The sequence below is a fragment of the Paenibacillus montaniterrae genome (assembly GCF_018403185.1).
In the GTDB taxonomy this organism is placed as follows: Bacteria; Bacillota; Bacilli; order Paenibacillales; family Paenibacillaceae; genus Pristimantibacillus; species Pristimantibacillus montaniterrae.
The window spans coordinates 363,152-381,044 of the sequence record NZ_BOSE01000001.1 but is presented as its reverse complement, the minus strand read 5'-3'; the positions used below and the strand labels follow the sequence as shown (position 1 = coordinate 381,044).

At 42.9% G+C, this 17,893-nt stretch carries 19 protein-coding genes; 15 read left to right on the top strand and 4 right to left on the bottom strand.

Translation table 11 applies throughout. The features are described from left to right. Positions 1 to 212 precede the first annotated feature (212 nt). Together vanR and KJS52_RS01835 are read left to right on the top strand one after the other, a co-directional pair. Positions 213 to 911 carry a VanR-ABDEGLN family response regulator transcription factor gene (vanR, locus tag KJS52_RS01840; protein ID WP_213513765.1) on the top strand — a complete coding sequence of 233 codons (699 nt, stop codon included), beginning with the start codon at positions 213 to 215 and terminating at the stop codon, positions 909 to 911. 52 nt (positions 912 to 963) lie between these two features. Continuing rightward, entirely contained in the window at positions 964 to 2,016 is a 1,053-nt protein-coding gene (locus tag KJS52_RS01835) for a sensor histidine kinase (protein WP_213512931.1), read from the top strand. A 73-nt stretch (positions 2,017 to 2,089) separates the two neighbouring features. Here the strand turns inward: KJS52_RS01835 and KJS52_RS01830 are convergent, their stop codons facing one another. After that, positions 2,090 to 2,821 carry an EcsC family protein gene (locus KJS52_RS01830; RefSeq protein WP_213512930.1) on the bottom strand — a complete coding sequence of 244 codons (732 nt, stop codon included), beginning with the start codon at positions 2,819 to 2,821 and terminating at the stop codon, positions 2,090 to 2,092. A gap of 157 nt (positions 2,822 to 2,978) precedes the next feature. Here KJS52_RS01830 and KJS52_RS01825 point away from each other — a divergent pair, with 157 nt between their 5' ends. The 3 genes from KJS52_RS01825 (at position 2,979) to KJS52_RS01815 (ending at position 5,588) form a co-directional block, all read left to right on the top strand. Then, on the top strand, positions 2,979 to 3,797 hold the full coding sequence (locus tag KJS52_RS01825; RefSeq protein ID WP_246563041.1) for an acyltransferase domain-containing protein: 819 nt from the start codon (positions 2,979 to 2,981) through the stop codon (positions 3,795 to 3,797). A gap of 182 nt (positions 3,798 to 3,979) precedes the next feature. Continuing rightward, positions 3,980 to 4,519, top strand: coding sequence for a sigma-70 family RNA polymerase sigma factor (locus KJS52_RS01820; RefSeq protein ID WP_213512928.1), 540 nt, complete (start codon positions 3,980 to 3,982; stop codon positions 4,517 to 4,519). Between the two features lie 19 nt (positions 4,520 to 4,538). Beyond that, positions 4,539 to 5,588: a DUF4179 domain-containing protein gene (locus tag KJS52_RS01815; protein ID WP_213512927.1), complete on the top strand. Its 1,050-nt coding sequence runs from the start codon at positions 4,539 to 4,541 to the stop codon at positions 5,586 to 5,588. A 94-nt stretch (positions 5,589 to 5,682) separates the two neighbouring features. On the opposite strand, the gene KJS52_RS01810 is transcribed toward KJS52_RS01815, so the two are convergent. Further along, complete coding sequence (locus KJS52_RS01810; protein ID WP_213512926.1) at positions 5,683 to 6,567, bottom strand: EamA family transporter; 885 nt, start codon at positions 6,565 to 6,567, stop codon at positions 5,683 to 5,685. Between the two features lie 236 nt (positions 6,568 to 6,803). On the opposite strand from KJS52_RS01810, the gene KJS52_RS01805 reads away from it, so the two are divergent. Continuing rightward, positions 6,804 to 7,220 carry an ArsR/SmtB family transcription factor gene (locus tag KJS52_RS01805; protein ID WP_373871319.1) on the top strand — a complete coding sequence of 139 codons (417 nt, stop codon included), beginning with the start codon at positions 6,804 to 6,806 and terminating at the stop codon, positions 7,218 to 7,220. A gap of 25 nt (positions 7,221 to 7,245) precedes the next feature. Further along, entirely contained in the window at positions 7,246 to 8,283 is a 1,038-nt protein-coding gene (locus tag KJS52_RS01800; RefSeq protein ID WP_213512925.1) for a flavin-containing monooxygenase, read from the top strand. Between the two features lie 116 nt (positions 8,284 to 8,399). On the opposite strand, the gene KJS52_RS01795 is transcribed toward KJS52_RS01800, so the two are convergent. Together KJS52_RS01795 and KJS52_RS01790 are read right to left on the bottom strand one after the other, a co-directional pair. After that, a complete protein-coding gene (locus tag KJS52_RS01795) occupies positions 8,400 to 10,004 on the bottom strand; it encodes a hypothetical protein (RefSeq protein WP_213512924.1) in 1,605 nt (534 codons plus the stop codon). After that, positions 9,988 to 10,704, bottom strand: a complete 717-nt coding sequence (locus KJS52_RS01790) for an ABC transporter ATP-binding protein (RefSeq protein WP_213512923.1) — start codon at positions 10,702 to 10,704, stop codon at positions 9,988 to 9,990. The genes KJS52_RS01795 and KJS52_RS01790 overlap by 17 nt, the downstream gene beginning before the upstream one ends. 199 nt (positions 10,705 to 10,903) lie before the next feature. Here KJS52_RS01790 and KJS52_RS01785 point away from each other — a divergent pair, with 199 nt between their 5' ends. From KJS52_RS01785 to KJS52_RS01745, 8 genes are all read left to right on the top strand, one after another. Next, on the top strand, positions 10,904 to 11,356 hold the full coding sequence (locus KJS52_RS01785; RefSeq protein WP_213512922.1) for a hypothetical protein: 453 nt from the start codon (positions 10,904 to 10,906) through the stop codon (positions 11,354 to 11,356). Beyond that, positions 11,346 to 11,777, top strand: a complete 432-nt coding sequence (locus KJS52_RS01780; RefSeq protein WP_213512921.1) for an NUDIX hydrolase — start codon at positions 11,346 to 11,348, stop codon at positions 11,775 to 11,777. The genes KJS52_RS01785 and KJS52_RS01780 overlap by 11 nt, the downstream gene beginning before the upstream one ends. Before the next feature lie 299 nt (positions 11,778 to 12,076). Further along, positions 12,077 to 13,066 carry a S41 family peptidase gene (locus KJS52_RS27825; protein WP_306433570.1) on the top strand — a complete coding sequence of 330 codons (990 nt, stop codon included), beginning with the start codon at positions 12,077 to 12,079 and terminating at the stop codon, positions 13,064 to 13,066. Positions 13,067 to 13,084: 18 nt separating this feature from the next. Then, positions 13,085 to 13,957 carry a protein kinase family protein gene (locus KJS52_RS01765; RefSeq protein ID WP_213512919.1) on the top strand — a complete coding sequence of 291 codons (873 nt, stop codon included), beginning with the start codon at positions 13,085 to 13,087 and terminating at the stop codon, positions 13,955 to 13,957. Positions 13,958 to 14,193: 236 nt separating this feature from the next. Beyond that, entirely contained in the window at positions 14,194 to 14,460 is a 267-nt protein-coding gene (locus KJS52_RS01760) for a CD3324 family protein (RefSeq protein WP_213512918.1), read from the top strand. A 155-nt stretch (positions 14,461 to 14,615) separates the two neighbouring features. Then, positions 14,616 to 15,704, top strand: coding sequence for a nucleotidyltransferase domain-containing protein (locus KJS52_RS01755; protein WP_213512917.1), 1,089 nt, complete (start codon positions 14,616 to 14,618; stop codon positions 15,702 to 15,704). 321 nt (positions 15,705 to 16,025) lie between these two features. Next, positions 16,026 to 16,601, top strand: a complete 576-nt coding sequence (locus KJS52_RS01750; RefSeq protein ID WP_213512916.1) for a TetR/AcrR family transcriptional regulator — start codon at positions 16,026 to 16,028, stop codon at positions 16,599 to 16,601. A gap of 65 nt (positions 16,602 to 16,666) precedes the next feature. Then, the gene (locus KJS52_RS01745) at positions 16,667 to 17,875 is read left to right on the top strand and encodes an MFS transporter (protein ID WP_213512915.1); all 1,209 of its coding nucleotides are present in this window, start codon (positions 16,667 to 16,669) and stop codon (positions 17,873 to 17,875) included. Positions 17,876 to 17,893: the final 18 nt, after the last annotated feature.

Here is a 17,893-nt window from a genome sequence, read left to right as displayed (position 1 = left end):
TACACCTACGTGAGCACCGGAGCCTTCGGTAGCGTGACATATTCGCCGTCGAATCCACTACAGCGCCAACACATCGTCATCAAAGTCGTGCTTTTTGAACTTCTGCTTAAAGAAGATGGCATGAGCCATTCCCTTGGTGTATAATGATCGCATCAACGGTAGATCATTAGAAATACTGTGCAAATAGAGGATGAAGGATTGTGACAGCGCAAGTGAATGTTAACATTTTAGTGGTCGAGGATGAGCAAAATATAGCGGATCTATTAGAGGTCTATTTGAAAAATGACGGATATACCGTGCATAAATTCGATAATGGAACTGAGGCATTGAAGAAAATCGAGCAAATGGAATTCGACTTGGCGATTCTTGATGTGATGCTTCCCGATATCGACGGCTTCAAGCTATGCGGTAAAATTCGCGAGCGATATTTTTACCCGATTATTATGCTAACCGCAAAAATCGAGGATATGGATAAAATAACTGGACTAACGATCGGGGCCGACGATTATATTACGAAGCCGTTCAACCCTATGGAGGTAATGGCGAGAGTAAAAACGCAGCTGCGCAGGTATAAAAATTATAACGAGAAAAGTCAGACGACCGCCAAAGAACGCACCGAGCACGATATTCGCGGGCTTGTCATTAATAAGGAGACGCATACCTGCACCTTATACGGTGAAGAACTGACGCTCACACCTATCGAATTTTCGATTCTATGGTATTTATGTGAAAATCAGGGCAAGGTCGTATCGTCGGAGCAGCTGTTTGAGGAAGTGTGGGGCGAGAAATTTTTAGATAATAACAATACGGTTATGGCGCATATCGCAAGATTGCGGGAAAAGCTGAAGGAACCCGTAAGAAAGCCGAAATTCGTCAAAACGGTATGGGGAGTCGGGTACAAAATTGAATGAGAGACGGATTAAACAACATATTCTGAAGCAAATGCTGCTCCGATTTTTAATAATGATATCGATCGGGGTTGCGCTCATTGTAGGCGGTACTTTCGCCTTGCTGCTGATCAACAGCTACTTGCCGCTCGATCGATTTTATATTCTTTACAGAGGCGTAGCTTGGCTGAGCAACCGAATCGAGTCTGTAGCTGTCTTCGCGATCGTCGCGTTTCCTGTTCTAATTCTGATCGTGCAATGGAGACAGCTGATCTCTTATTTGTCTGCGCTTGCCGCCAGAGTAGAAACCATCGAGCTTTCGAGCAACGAAAAGGTCGCGCTGCCCGCCATTTTAAAGGATACGGAAGTTCATATTGACCTGATGAAATCGAGGCTGAAGGAAAAAGAGCTGCTAGCTAAACAAGCCGAGCAGCGAAAAAATGATTTGGTCGTTTATCTGGCCCATGACCTGAAAACACCGATTTCCTCGATTATAGGCTATTTGACGCTGCTGCGCGATGAAAAGCAAATTTCGCAGGAGCTGCATGATCGTTATGTACAGGTGGCGCTAAATAATGCTGAGCGTCTTGATGATTTGATCAACGAATTTTTCGAAATTACGCGCTTTAATTTGGCGCATGTCTCGCTGCAATATAGCACGGTTCCGTTGAATCGAATGCTGGAGCAAATGCTGTTTGAGCTGCATCCGCTGCTTGCCGACAAGCAGCTCAGCTATCGCCTGGAGCTGCCGGATGAGCTGGAATTGACATGCGACGTTGATAAGATGCAGCGCGTATTCGATAACCTGCTGCGCAATGCGGTCTATTACAGCTTTGAAGCTAGTGAAATTACGATTACTGCGGAAGCCTCAGATTCAACGCTGAAGCTTCATTTTCAAAATAGCGGGTTTACGATCCCCCCTGAAAAGCTGGAACGTATATTCGAGCAGTTTTATCGTCTGGACTCTTCGCGCTCAACGCAATATGGAGGAGCAGGGCTGGGCCTTGCGATCGCCAAGCAAATCGTAGAATTGCATCATGGCCGCATAACGGCTGTCAGCTCCGACAATCAAATTCGCTTTACGATTGAGCTGCCGCGCTTGCGCAAGGAGAAAGTCGCTGCTCAATAGGCACCAGGCAAGGCGCAAGATGAAGCAAGAGCAGGAAGTAGCAAGTAGCGAAAGCAGAAGTCGGAGCGGGAAGTCAAAGCTCGCGCAATCTGCGCAGGCGATAAGCATTCATCGCAAATTCGCGCAAGTCCTCAAGAATGGTGTAGTTCGCCCATGCTCCTGCTACAGCGCCGATCCCGGGCACCATTTGCAGCATTTTCCGGAAGTCAATGGCGTCGCGATATTCGATTTGAAATTTCTCCCAGTTCATATTGCGCGAGTAATCAGCATCGGAGTGCCAACGCTCCTTTTCAATATGCCAATTCTTGATGGAATCCAGCAGCATGGCGCGGCTTTCTGACCCGGCAAATGTCATCTGGAATACTTTTAGGATGAAAACCCGCTCGGAAAAATGCTTCGTGTCATAGCCGTAAACATGCGCCAGCTCAAACAAAAATTTCATCTTAATGCCAATTAACGCCGGAAAGTCTACCATGCTAAGCATAATGCCGCCAGCTCCCGTACCAGCGCCTTCAGCAACCGCGATCTTTTGGTACAGGGCAAACAACTCCTGCGCTTCCTGATCGGCTGATTCCAGCTTCAACGTATGCTGTACCGGGCGGCTAGGCGTATATTCCGCGCCGAACAGCGCCGTCCGTACAATCGAACGAATGGTAGTCGTAATGATATTATGCACCTTCGGGGGAATCAACTGATTAATTCGGCTGCCAATTGTTTTCGAGGTTTTTTCCAGAAATCCAGGCTGCTTGAACATTTTTTGCTCCCAATTGAAAAGCTCCGCTTGAATCTTCTGCTCATATATCATGTTCAATCGCTCCTTATAAAGACTTAGCTTTAATTATAATGAATATCTCCACGTTTTCATACAGACCTCGGCAGGTAACGAGCCTCGACTAAAGTAGGTGTTTTCTTTCTGCGAAAAACTGGTAGAATAAAATCATCTTAGAGGAGTGGTGACTTTTATGCAAATAAGGGAGTTTTGCAGCGGAATCCAGCTAGCAGACGAAGCTAGCCGGATCGTTATTGATTACCAAATGAAAGAGAGCGAATACATAGCGTTAAAACGGCAGTTTAAAGCGGATCGCCAAGCATTTTTTCAGCTTATTACGGGTGCTGAGCGATACAGACAAAAGCTGCTCTACCTTTTCACGAGATTTGCCATTGACGCTTATGAGGAGTACCAGGTCAGGAACATCCCCGATCATGTTTATTTTGATACATTTTCGGATATTCGAATTTGGAGCGAGGTTTGTTACCGGGATTATGGCGAGTATGGTATTGAGGAATACAACTGGCTGCAGGAGCATGTCCAGCTCCGTTTGTTTCGGCTTGGAAGGCTGCAATTTCAGCCGATCGCTGTTGAAGACGAGCTAAAGGCAGGAGATTGGACAGTGATGAAGCATCAGCTTGTGCTGAATGTTCATATTCCAGAAGGGGAAGCGCTCACTCCGCAAGCGGCAGCTTATTCTTTTTCGCTAGCGCGCGCATTTTTCAGAGGCATCCCGCCGATTTTTGTTTGTCACTCCTGGCTGCTGTACCCTGGTCTTAAACAAATTTTAAAGCCTGATTCAAACATTTTGCATTTTCAGCAGCTGTTCCATATTTACGAAATTGATGAAGCATCTAAGGAAGCTGAACAGCGGATTTTCAATCGAGTTGCAGCAGATCCATCCGAATATGGAGAGGAAACAAGCTTGCGACGTGCTGCTAAAGCGCACTTGCAAGCGGGAGGCAGGCTTGGTAGAGGCAGTGGTATTTATGTGCCAGAAAGCTACCTATAATAGCGCCGTATGTCTGGACAAGAGGTAAAGGGACACCCTTTGCCTCTTTTTTATATGGCCAAGGGGCACATAGACGATCATTTAGAAGCCTGGCGAAAATTTTGCATAGCGCCTGATAGAAATTGGCTCAGTCAAACGAATTAAAGAGTAGTACGACTTAGTCATGAGGGGGTGAGAGAAGCTTGGAAGAATTAGATCTGGCCACTGAATTGCGAAAACGCAACGAAAAGGCACTGTACCAGCTGATTGATCTATATGGAGGGCTTATAAAAAGCATCATTCGAAAGCATGCTCAGCCGCCTGACGCCTATGACGAATGCATGGATGACATATTGCTCTCTATTTGGAATAATATCGACCAATTCAATGGTGAGAAAAATTCCTTCAAAAATTGGGTGGCGGCTACTGCCAAGTACAAAGCCATTGATTATCAGCGAAAGCATTACCGTGCGCTCAAGCGATATGCATTTGAGGGTAGCAGCACCCTGGAGCTTATAGAGACACCGAGCGGCAACGATCAAGACATCAGCTACGAGATGGAACAATTGCTGGCACATTTAAGTCAAAACGATCAGCAGCTGCTCGTCAAGCATTATGTCAAGGAATGCACTGTTCATGAAATCGCCCATGACATGGGTGTAAAGCCTTCCAGAATATATAACCGCTTGTCAAGGGCACGACGAAAGCTAAGAGCGATTTTGAATGAGTTCAAGCTCGACTGATACGAGGTGAGGTGATGAAATGCAAAGTGAATTTGAACGATTAAATGATGTAGTCATTGATCTATCCGACTATGAGAACAGCGAGCAGTTGAATTATTTTGAACGAGCTCGCATTAAGAAAAGGATAAAATCGAAGCTGGGCAACAAAAAATCGTTTCCGGTAAAAAGTGCAGTGGTCGTTGCTGTAACTGCTTCTGTTCTGCTTTACACAGGAACACAGACAAATATTAAAGCTGCCTTTAATGATTTTGCTTCCAACATCCCGATCGTCCGCGGCTTGCTCGACTTATTTGTCGGTCAGCCGGATCAGCAAATAGCCGAGTATAAAACCGCGATCGGACAAACGACGACGAGCAACGGAGTTGATGTTCGTCTCGATGAGGTGCTTATCGACACTGGTCGATTAATTATTAGCAGCACCTTTCATTCGAATACAGTAGATCTGGGCAATATCTCACGACCGTTTCCTTCAGTCTTCATCAATGACAGGGATGTGTTCGAACATGGTGGTGGCGGAAGTACAAGCGTCAACAAAATTGACGAGCAGACGTATTCCTTTATTTCCGCGGTTGATTTAAGAGATACCTCAATTGAAGGCGAGCTGCAAATAAAAATCATATATGACAATTTGCGCGATCTTCAGGATGATGAGATTTATAAGGGCAACTGGGGCTTCTCCTTCGAAACCTCTGCAGAACAGCTGTTGGGCGACATGCGAACCATTTCAATTAATAGATCGTTAATTTTAGACAATGGACAGGAAATACAAATTGAAAATTTGGAGCTAAGCCCTATTTCTACAAGGTTAAATTACAAAATGATTAATGGAACGGAGTTTGACGTTCATTTTGAAGTGCATGACTCTGACGGTACAATATTAAAGCCTGTATCGGCAACCACTGCCTCCGAGAACAGTCATATTCGCTTCCCTAAATTGGATGAAGGAACTCGCACACTGACCATAATCCCTTATCTACTCTCAGGAAAAGAGGGAGGAAGCGCTGCGGAAAGATCAAAGGAAAAGACATATCTCTATGAAGAGCGTTTTGAAATTGATATTAATCACTAGCTCTTGATTAATATCACTCAGATGCAACACGTGGAGCAAAGTTAACGAACAGAACGTACGTTCTTATACGCTTTGCTCCAGGCGCTGCAGAATCTTAACTAGAAGAAGGGGAGGTGAATCGGATGTTGCTGTACGCAATTCCGCTTAATATAATAATCACCCCTAACCACTGAGGCCAGCCTATCGCTTCTCCCAGCACGAAAGCAGACATAATCACAACAACCGGCAGTTCGGATGATGTAAGAATCGTGCCCAAGCCCGAACCGACATGCGGCATGCCAATGGAATACAGAAGTGGGGGAAGCAGACTGCCGAATATGCCCAAAGCTAATCCATAAGGAAGAATCCCTGTTAATACGTCCAGGTCGAATAAAAACGTTGGCGGAAATACGATAAATACAGTCAAGGCGCCTCCTGTGGAAAGTAGTGCGCTTTTTAATATTGAAGGGATTTCCTTTCCAACCGAGCTGCTCAAAAAAATGAAGGTGGAGAAGGAGGTTGCAGCAAGCATGCCCCACAGACTTCCCTGCCACGATAACGTAATCGATTGTTGGTACAAAATATCTGCTGCTAGCACGGAACCAAGCAAAAGCAACGCAATGGAAACGAGCTTCTTTCCGGACGGTTTTTTCTTATGGAATGCCCACTCCAGCAAAGCCCCGATCCATACAAATTGGAACAAAAATACGATCGCAAGAGATGCGTTTAACGTTTGCAGCGCTTGATAATAAAATATTCCCGTTAACCCGAAGAAAGGAATGCCAGACAGCACAAGCTTCACGCCTTGAATTCGAGTCAGCCTTTTCTTTTGCGTAAATAATACTGCAAGCCAGGCAAGCACAACGCCAAAGAGATACTGCCCTCCGGTTACCGCTGACACGGTGAAGCCTGCTGCATAAGCTAATTTAACAAAAGTAGACAACACCCCGTAGCTGCAGCCGCCTAGAAAAACGATCAGTGCATAATGCCATAATTTCATCTAGTCATTTCCTCCTTTATTAAACGCAAAAAACCACACAAATGACCAAACGGCCTTTGTGTGGCGAAAATAGAGATTACTCTCTAGAAAAGTCCACAGCTTTCCCAAACAGGTTTTAGGTAAGTGATTCAATTCCATTAACAGTATATGAGCAATCTTTACATAATGTCAATGACTAAATAAGTTTTCGCGCCTATTTGCACAGCATCATTCAAATATATATTTGAATATTCATAATGTTATATTACAATAATCAAAATGCGTATTTGAATGAGGTGATAAGGATGGCGCAGGATACTTGCGAGGTTTACTGTAATAACGAAGAAAAGGTGAAGCGGGTCAAGGAACAGCTAGCTGCAGCCTCTACTGAGCCAGCAGCAAGCATTTTCAAGGCTTTGGCTGATGACACCCGGGTAAAAGTGGCATTTGCACTATGCCAAGAAGACGAATTATGTGTATGTGATGTGGCGAATATCGTTGGATCGACGATTGCAACGGTATCGCACCATCTTCGTCTCCTCCGTAATATGGGACTTGCAAGGAGTCGCAAGGAAGGGAAACTGGTTTTTTATTCAATTGACGACACTCATGTGAAGCAGCTCATTTTGCTTGCTTTGGAGCGTGGGAAGGAGCAAAAAGTAAGGCATAAGTAAATCATGTTAAAGTGAAGGTGAGCTTATGATATACGATGTAATTGTGATAGGGGGCGGCCAAGCAGGATTGGCCGCTGGTTACTATCTAAAGCAAAAGAAGAAAAATTTTTTGATTCTGGATGAAAGGCAAAAAACAGGGGATTCATGGTACCACCGCTACGATTCACTAGTGTTGTTTACACCCAAGTCATACAGTTCACTGCCTGGACTTGATTTAACCGGGAATCTGCAGGAATACCCAACAAAAAATGAAATTGCCCAATATCTTCATAATTATGCCGTACATTTTGCACTTCCAATCTTGCACAACCTGAAAGTAAAGCAGTTATCTAAAGATAAAGAAGATAAAGGCTTTATTATTCAAACGCAAATAGGCGAAACGTACCGAGCCAATCAAGTAATAGTCGCCACTGGAGGATTTCATAACCCTTATACGCCGCCAATTACCGATGCGATCAGCAATGACGTATTTCAAATACATGCAGTGGATTATCGAAGACCGTCACAAATTCCGTCCGGAAAAGTATTAGTAGTTGGAGCCGGCAATACCGGGGTTCAAATTGCTTCCGAATTGATCGAAACACACCACGTAATACTGTCTAGCGGCAAAAAAATTAAGGCTCTACCTCAAACCATTTTAGGAAATGATTTGTTTTGGTGGCTCGATCGGTTTGGTGTATTGGATGTAAAAATTACATCTAAGCTAGGGCAATGGATCAAACAACGTGATCCAATTATTGGGGGAGACATTCAAAAAGTAAGGAAAAAAGCGTCAATCAGGGGAAGGCTTAAATCCGTCAATCAAAGGACTGCCCAGTTTGAGAATGGGACTGAAGCAGAAGTACAGTCTATTATATGGGCGACCGGATATCGCAATCATTATAGTTGGATCACCATCAATGGAGTACTCGACCGCAATGGTCAGCCTATTCACCAAAGGGGGATAACGAACGCTCAGGGGCTATTCTTCGTTGGGCTAAGCTGGCAATATAAACGAGGCTCGGCACTCATTTATGGCGTTGGAGAGGACGCCAGGTTTGTCGTTGACAGCATTGGCAAATAAGGGATAAAAAATGCCCCTTTGGCAGAGGGGCTAACTACTCATGCAGCATAAGGCCAACCCCTCTGCCAAAGGGGGAAATTCCATCACTAGAACGATAGCTTGTTCATTTCAGGGAGTTATTTGATACGGAAGGTACGTGTACCATGCTTTCTAACGAGAGCAAGAGCAAGCAATAAATAAATCGGTACAGCAACAAGTACGATAGAAGTAAAAATATCTGCAGGCGCTCTTACAATAAGACATACTCCGCTAATCGCCGAAATGATCATGTTTATCACATGATACATCGGGTTTTTCATATTAAATTCCGTCGAATAAGGCTGGAAAATATAATACATAAATAAATGATGAACGGAAAAAAAGACTGACAGCAAGAGAATCGATCCCCATAGCATTAGCAGTTCTATAGTCCACCAACTGTGTCCAGCAACGAGCAGTATAGCCGTTAATCCTGCGGCTAATGCAATTGCGATGATTAGATTGAGCCCGATTATTTTAATTAATCGGTTGCGAAAATGCTCGAAGGCCGAAGCGCGATAAAAACTGTACCGCAGCAGACTCAAATCACAATTATAAAACATAGCTCTACTTATTTTTTCTCCTACGGACAAGAAGTACATGACTGCAAATAAAATCGGATAAATCGTGCCGAGCGCGGTTGTCATTAAATTTCTCTGCTCAGGAACGATCAAAGCTATAGCTAACCCTACTGCAGTGAGTGCACCAATGATCGCAATTCTTGTAAATATTGGTTTTCGTATTAAGCTGCTATGCCGCGAGAAGAAAAGACTGTTCAAATAATTGTAGCCTTGCCTGGAGCTGAACATTTGCTGCTTTTCATTTATTTCATAATCACTTGCCTTTGACTCAACGCTTGTTTTTTGCGCTTCAGACATCATGCGGCCAATATCTAATAAAGGATCATCCTTCTTGGTTGCTGCATCAACTATCGCTCTGTAATCAGAATAGCGTACAAGCTTAACAGCAGCGAAAATACCGACTGCGATAAAAAGGATGTAGGCAGGCACGCTTAGAATGAAAGAAGCGGTAAAAGGCTGCCAATCAAGCAGGAGCGGTAAATAAGCTGCTGCAAAGCCAATTCCGATGGTCATCCATACGATCACCGTTTTTTTGATTAAAATTGCACCCGTCCTAACAAAAAGCTTTAGATGGAGATACTCTGTTACAATCCGCCAAAGCGTTAGAGCCAAGGTCAGAATGAAGGCCTCTATAATAGAAACCTCTAACATTGACGTGAATACGATCATTGCTGGCAATAAGAAAATGAAAAACGTAATATAACGGTACCCTAATGTAGCCAGCATATATGTTTTGGAGGATAATCTCATCAGCTTTATTGCTACATATTTCTCACGCTTCGGCTCCAATATGGTGGCATTGCCAACACCCGCGATAATAAAGCTAAGCAAGAAAAAAATATGAATAAAATGTTGAAGCTGATCTGCCGCCGAGAGTGTCTTGCCTAATATAATGACAGGCAGGAAGAGGATTAATCCTACATAGGCAAATCTAAGTAAAAAGCTCCACAGCACACTTACAATAAATGCGATTACCGCAACAATCTTCTTCATATCTAAATTCGAGTAAACCCGATCCGATACATGTTTACCTACGAGTGGCAGCTTCTGTATGTAATATATAAACAGATTAGCCAAGGTTGAAGTACGAATGGCAAACAGCGTTTTAAGAGTGGTCAACATGATTCTCATCCTTCAACAAATTAATGATGCTTTGCTCGAACTCAGCACTATGCAGCAAATCAATCGGAACAGAGGATAATTTGCCATTGTTCAATACGACTAACTCGTCACATAAATCTGAGGCAAGCTGCAAAATGTGAGTAGAGAAAATTAAAATATGCTCGCTTTTCATCTCTCTCAGCATATTTTTCATTTCGAGAGCAACGATCACATCAAAGGAAGTAAGCGGCTCATCCAGTAAAATGATCGGCGGCTTTGTTATTAAAAACAGCAGCATTTGAATTTTATTCTTCATGCCATGCGAATACCCTTTTATGAGCCGATGTCTATCCTCACCTGTTATCGTCATCAGGTCAAAGTAATCATCAATATTTCGATCCATCTGCACTTTATCTTTATTAATATCGATAAAAAACTTAATAAACTCATAGCCCGTCAAAAACTCAGGCAAAATCGGAAGGGAGTATACATAACCGATATCCTCGTGCTTTAATTCTCTCACCACACCATTCTCATCAAGCAGCGCCCGTCCTCCATCCAAAGACATTTCCCCGCTCAGGCAGTTAAACAGTGTCGTTTTACCAACACCATTACGCCCAAGCAGTCCGTAAATTTTCCCTTTTTCAAATGTAAAGCTGGCCCCCTGGAGAACCTTTTTTTCGTCAAATTGTTTGACGATATCTTCTACAACTAAACGCAACTACAACTCCTCCGTTCATTGAAAATACTAGTTGCTGTTGTTTACGTAATGAGTAAACAAACGTTTCATTTTTGTTTTCCATAAAGTAGATCCGTGCAAATCAGCTTGTCTACTGAAAGCTCATATCCTAACCAGATTGGCGTTAATTTGTTATAATAGGATTGCGTCGACTAACTAAACACCACTAATGGAGTGCAAAATGAAAAAATGGATCGCTATATTAATAGGCTTCCTTCTGCTATTTTCAACAGGTTGCAGCACTACGCACCGTGTAGCGACCGATTCTACGAAACAATTAACTCAAGACTTGGAGGACCTTTCTCCGTCGATTGAAAGCGTCCACTTTACGTTTACTCGGCCCAATCTTTTATGCAGAATAGAGATGAACAAGGAGCCGGATAAAGAAGAATTGGAGTCGATTCTTACGGAAATTGAGAATTTTGCAACAATTGATAACATCAATGAAATTGCTCGCAGTGTTAAATGGGGATTAGAAATATCAGCTATTTATCTTCATATTAATACCGACAGCGATAAAAAAACAATTGAACATTCGTACTATGCAAGGTATTTCAAAACATTCGACGCCAGTGACCATTCTGAGGAAAACATTGAAGGCTACAAAATTTGGAGGGATAATAATGTCCAATAAGTTAGTAGGAGCAGCCGCAGTAATATTAGATTCTGAAGGAAAAATTCTTTTAGTGAAACATAACTACGGAAAGTACAATTGGGAGCTTCCAGGCGGGCTTTCAGAGCAAAAAGAATCCGCAGAGGAGACTGCGAAGAGAGAAGTATTCGAGGAAACAGGACTTGAGGTTACGGTGGGACGACTAACTGGTGTTTACTATGAACTTGAACATGATATGCATCACTTCGCCTTCATATGTACTATTAATGAAACCCAACAGCCACAGCCAGACTCTAAAGAAGTAACTGAGTGTAAATATTTCAGTGTAGAAAACTTGCCTCGACCAATTAGTGATTTTACGATCAAGAGAATACAGGAAGCTTTAGACTATAATAACAATCAATTATTCCATTACATAGGACCTAGACAGTGGTTAGATTAATTAAGAAGCATGCGTAGCATGGCCTTTTTATTTAACTATAGGCTTACGTTTGATGAATATAAACTCGTTTGATGCAGTTACGGCAGCGGGACAGCAATACATTTCGCTCTGTATCACTATTGTTATATACAAATTAAAACCCTGTTTTGCGACAGTTTTCCTGTAAAAGCAAAGAATATCAGTTGTAATTACCATTCTGTTATATACATATTATTATCTGTATCATATCATATAGTTAAGGAGAGAATTGAAATCAAAAGGGATTGATAAACCTGCCGTTGCGGAAAGGGTGATGTAAACTGACCTTATTAAAACTGGATAATGTTTTTATTGAAAAAACAATTGTATCTCTTGGCGAGCTGCTGCTCGATCATTACACCTTCCCAGAAACTGCTGAAATCATAAACTCCTCGCTGCTTGAAAGGGTATCTGCAGGCGATTATTACAAAAATGAAACCGGCTTTTCTTTAGCAGAGAAGATTACGAAGGAGCTACAAAAAATAAGCAGCGATAAACATCTAGCCGTTTTTTATAGTGAATCCATTGTACCGCTTCAACAATACGATCCGATCAACGATGAAAATGCATTAGCACGCCTAAAGCTAAATAATTATGGCTTTGAACGAGTAGAGAGACTGCCGGGCAATATAGGATACCTTATCATTAACGAGTTCGCCTATCCAGAACATGCAGGCAAAACAGCAGCTCATGCGTTGAGTTTTATTGCGGAAACTGACGGGTTAATCATTGATCTCAGAAAAAACTACGGTGGTTCCTCATTAATGAGTGCATTTATAGCAAGTTACTTGTTAAATGGCTCCCCGCCAGTACTTTTAAATGATATTTATTGGCGGCAATACAACATGATTCAGTCAATTTGGAGTTTGCCTTTTGTGCCTGGAGAACGATTTGGTGCAAATAAGCCTGTTTATATTCTAACGAGTCAAAATACCGGATCCTGTGCTGAAGAGTTCTCATATAGCTTACAGGCCATTCAAAGAGTAAAAATTGTCGGCGAAAAGACGGCTGGCAAAGCTAATGCTGGCAGTGTTCATCGCATAAATGATCATTTTCAAGCTTTTATTCCGAATGCTTATCCGATTAACCCAGTAACAAAAGTTAGTTGGAATGAGACAGGGGTTTTACCCGATATTGAGTGTAATAGTAGTGAATCCTTTGAAAAGGCCTATCATTTACTTCTCAAACAGCTGCTAGAGCAGTTTAGTGAGTCTATGGAGCCTGGACGAGATCATTTAATGACTGAGATAAAAAATATTATTGATATTTGAAATTGAGAGGATGATTATATGAATCAACAGCCGGTTAAGCTCCAGCTTGACCATGTATCTTTTGAGCTTCAGGAGCAGCACGATTTCACATGGCTGCAATCTATAGGTACCGTTTTTTGCGTGTTTGATCAGCAAGATTCTGGCAACATCAGCTTCGGAATCGAAAAGAACGGAAAAAAGCTTTTTGTTAAATATGCGGGCTGCAGACCGATGGAGTTTTCCGGCAACGCTAGAGATGCCATTTCCAGATTAAAGGCTGCCGTACCGCTGTACAAGATGTTAGAGCATCCCAATCTCATTCGTCTTATTGATCATTTTGCAACGAAAGAGGGGTATGCTGCTATATTTGAATGGTTTAATGGCGAATGTCTGCATTCCCATTGGTTGTTTGCCGTTCAACCAAAGCATAGCCATCCAGACTCGCCTTTTTACAGATTCAAACAGTTATCCATAGAGAAGAGATTGCAGTCCCTTAATGCCATATATGAATTCCATAAATATGTGGAGTCCAGAGGGTACGTTGCGGTTGATTTTTATGATGGCAGCATCCTGTATGATTTTTCAAAGGATATAACGATGATCTGTGACATCGACTTTTACAGGTTGGCTCCTTCCATCAATGACATGGGAGAGAGCTTCTGGGGAGCAACGCGTTCGAAATCTCCGGAAGAGTTTATATTAGGTGCGCCTATTGATGCAAGAACGAATGTTTTCACGATGGGAGCTATCGCTTTTGGATTGCTTGGCGGTGAAATGGATCATTCGTTTTCAAAGTGGGAAGCAAGCAAATCGCTTTACGAAGTCGCTTTACGGGCAGTTAGCGAGCAGCGTGAAGATCGATTTGAAACTGTTAATGATTTTGTGAATGCTTGGAATTCGGCTAAATATTAAACTTATAAGCGTACTCTGTTATAATTGCAGATAGCAGCCATCTATTTTTATGGAGGTGAGACTATTGAAAACAATAGGGGTAGGATTCTTACATGCATGGCTCTATGCAAAGCCGGTGAAGGATAAGGCAATGCTTTGCATAGAGATTAGGAACAATCACGTTGCCAGCAACGAATCGTAATATTCTTCAAACTGGCTTTGCACCTTATTGATTTATTAAATAAGGAGTGAGGCTCGTGAAATATTCAAATGCTGAGTTTATTTTTCCGGAAGAACTGCTTCGCATCATTCAAGAATACGTTCAAGGCGAACTGGTATATATCCCTAAACCTAAAGAGGCACACTTAAAGTGGGGCGAGAAAACACGCAGCAAAAGTATGGTCTCTGCTCGAAACGCCGAGATCCAATCCCTATTCCGCAATGGAGTCAGCATTGGGGAGTTGGCGGATCGATATTTCTTGTCCTGCGAAAGCATAAAGAAAATTGTTTATAAAAAGAACTAGTGAAATCCGCTAAATCGTCATGTCGATGGTTTAGCGGATTTTGTGCAAAGATGAATTAAATCAACTTATACATAGCAACCGCACCTCTAAATCGATAGACTCTAGTTGAGGCTGTTGGAGGAAGAACGGCCAACTCATATGAAGGGGTGTACCGAATGAATGAAATCATAAAGAAGAAGCTGCTGGACAAAAATGAACTGCTGATTAACATGGTGATCGAACGTGCAAGAAGAGACTTTCTAGACGATATCGCAATTATTGGGCTTACTGGTTCGTTTAGCACCGGAGACTTTCACGATAAGAGCGATCTTGATTTAATTATTATAAATAATACAGAAAGGGGCTGGGGTATATCCGATTGCTTCATCTTAGATGATGTTGGCTATGACATCTATTGCACACCATGGGATACAAGAATATACGAACAATCCATCTTAGAAAGACCCGACGTAGCGTGCCTAATCGACCTCAAAGTTCTCTATTATGCAAAGCCTGAGGATTTGGAGAAATTAAACGACTTTAGGCAAAAAGCTCTTGATGCGCTTGCGGAGCCGATAGGAGAAGCATGTCTTAATCGAGCAAAAAAATGGATCGACCTAGCTAAGCAAGCATACTGTGATACGATGCTAGGCGATAATATCGGTTCAGTGAGATATGCATCTGCCGATGTTCTGTACCATCTGGTCAATGCCTTGGTCAGCATGAATAACACGTACATCAAACGAGGAATCAAGCGATATTTAGAAGAAATATGCTCGTATCGCTATGTTCCAGACGATCTCGAATCCTTATACATGTCAATTATCGAAGCTCATACCATTGAAGATATTCGCAGCGCTTCTTTTAATATGTTGAACAGCGTTACGAGGCTGCATAGCAAGATGTGTGATAACTTCATTGTTAAACCTGCTCCGACCTTTAATAATCTGAGGGGAACTTACGAAGAATTGTGGTGCAACTACCGCAATAAAATCTTAAACAGTGTTACAACGAACGATGCCTCCTATGCCTTTCTTTCGGCCTTTGGAGCGCAAGGATATCTTGATGAAATGACTGCGCAGAAAGGAACCAGAAAATTTGATCTCATGCAGTACTTTGATGCAAGTGATTTACCAGTAGTGAAAGAGAAGTTCCTTGAAATGATGGAGGAATATGTAGACGAATATAATAAGGTCGGCAGAGAAGTCGAACATTTTAAAACCTTCGAGCAATTATATGCCCATTATATCAATCCATTAAAATAGGATTTTTCCAGAACCGTGTAGAATTAGTTTCTACACGGTCTAGTCCGTTTGGGGGATCTATTAGTTACACTTACAGCATGTAATACCCAAAATAGTAGCTATACAGCACCCGACGGAAACGTATATAAATATAAATTAGAATTAACAGGTACATTGCCTAACGCTTCAAAAGAATCAACATATATTATTTTGACAATTTAAGCGTATATGATAAATAAATGGTGGGTTCGGGTTATTAACATTAGTACACATCTGCAAAAAATACTGGACTTATCGTTCCGGAAAAGTATATACTGTACCTACAGAAACGGAGGGAGAAACATGGGGCGCAACAAAGAATTTGATAAAGAAGCGGTGCTTCATAAAGCGATGCTCGTTTTTTGGAAGAAGGGCTATGAAGCGGCAAGCATTCCCGATTTGCTGGAAGCTATGGATCTAAGCAGATCAAGTCTGTATGAAACGTTCGGGGATAAACAAACGCTTTATATCGAGGCGATCAACTGGTACAAGAAATGGAAGCAAGCCAAAAGGGACATCCTCGTCAATGCGACATCTGCAAAAGCAGGAATCCGGAAGTACTTCGAGGTACACATCGATTCCGCCCTGGACAGCGAGTCACCGAAGGGCTGTCTCATTACTAATGCAGCAGTCGGAATGGATTCGCCAGATGAGCAACTGAATGCGTTGATCAGAGAGCGGTTTGAGGAGTTAGAGAAATCCTTCTACGAGCTGCTGTGCAAAGGTCAGGAGACGGGAGAAATCATGCCCGAGAAAGATATCAAGACTTTATCTCATCTGCTCTTAAACCTGAACCATGGTATAAATATCGTTGCGAAGGTGCAGGGTGACCGCAGCAAGATGCAGCAGATGATAGACACAGTGATGGAAATGCTATAACATATTTTTTTTACACATTCCGGAACGATTGTTCCAAAAAAACTTGTAAGCAAAGGAGACTTTCTATGCATGCAGCTTCCGTTCCAACAGAAAAATCGGTTTCGCCAGCGCTGATTTTTATCCTGGCAGCCGCTTGTGGTATTATAGCGGCAAATCTTTATTATGCTCAACCATTGATAGGCTCGATCGGTTCGACCATCGGGCTCTCCTCCGGGGCTACCGCACTTATCGTGACGTTGACTCAAATCGGCTATGGGATTGGCTTATTATTTATCGTACCGCTCGGAGACATCCTGGAAAATCGTAAGCTGATCCTTTCATTATTGCTCATTACAGCTGTTGTTTTGACAATTGCTGCTGTAATCAAAAGCGCAATCCTGTTCCTCACTGCTTCGCTCGTAATCGGAGTAGGTTCCGTAGCAGCACAAATCCTTGTACCGTATGCGGCTCATCTTTCACCTGAAGCCGTGCGCGGTCGCAATGTAGGCAACGTCATGAGCGGGCTGCTTCTCGGGATTATGCTTGCCCGTCCTATTTCAAGCTTGGTGGCGGAGTATATGGGCTGGCGCGCCATATATTTTATCTCTGCAGCATTGATGTTCGTGCTGGCTCTAGTATTGGCAAAGGCACTACCTTCAAGGAAGCCTTCGATCGCTACAGCTTACCCGGCGCTGCTGCACTCCATGCTGCATCTACTGAAGACGACAGCGGCATTGCGCCGGAGGGCAATTTATCATGCTTGTGTATTCGGAACGTTCAGTTTGTTTTGGACTACAGTTCCGTTGGTATTGACAAGTACGCCGTTCCATTTCACTCAGAAGGAGGTCGCTCTGTTCGCATTAGTCGGGGTAATGGGAGCAATAGTGGCGCCAGCTGCTGGCCGTATGGCAGACCGTGGATGGGTTCGTCCGGCTACGGGATGGGCATTGGCCATCGTCATCTTTTCCATGCTGCTTCCTTTACTGGTTCCATCAAGTTCTGTACTCGCAGTCCCCATCCTCGTAGCTGCGGCGATTTTACTTGACATGGGAGTTTCCGCCAACATGGTTCTCGGGCAGCGAGTGATTTTCTCTTTAGGAGCGGAATTTCGCAGCAGGCTTAACGGTTTATATATGGCGATTTTCTTTTTAGGAGGCGCTATCGGCTCTGCGGCAGGGGGCTGGGCTTACGCAATAGGCGGCTGGGAGGCGGCACTTCTGATCGGAATCGCTTTACCGGCTATCGCCATGGCGTATTATGCGACAGAGTTATCGAGAAAGAAAAGGGCAGATTAATGAATTTCTGTCCATTTC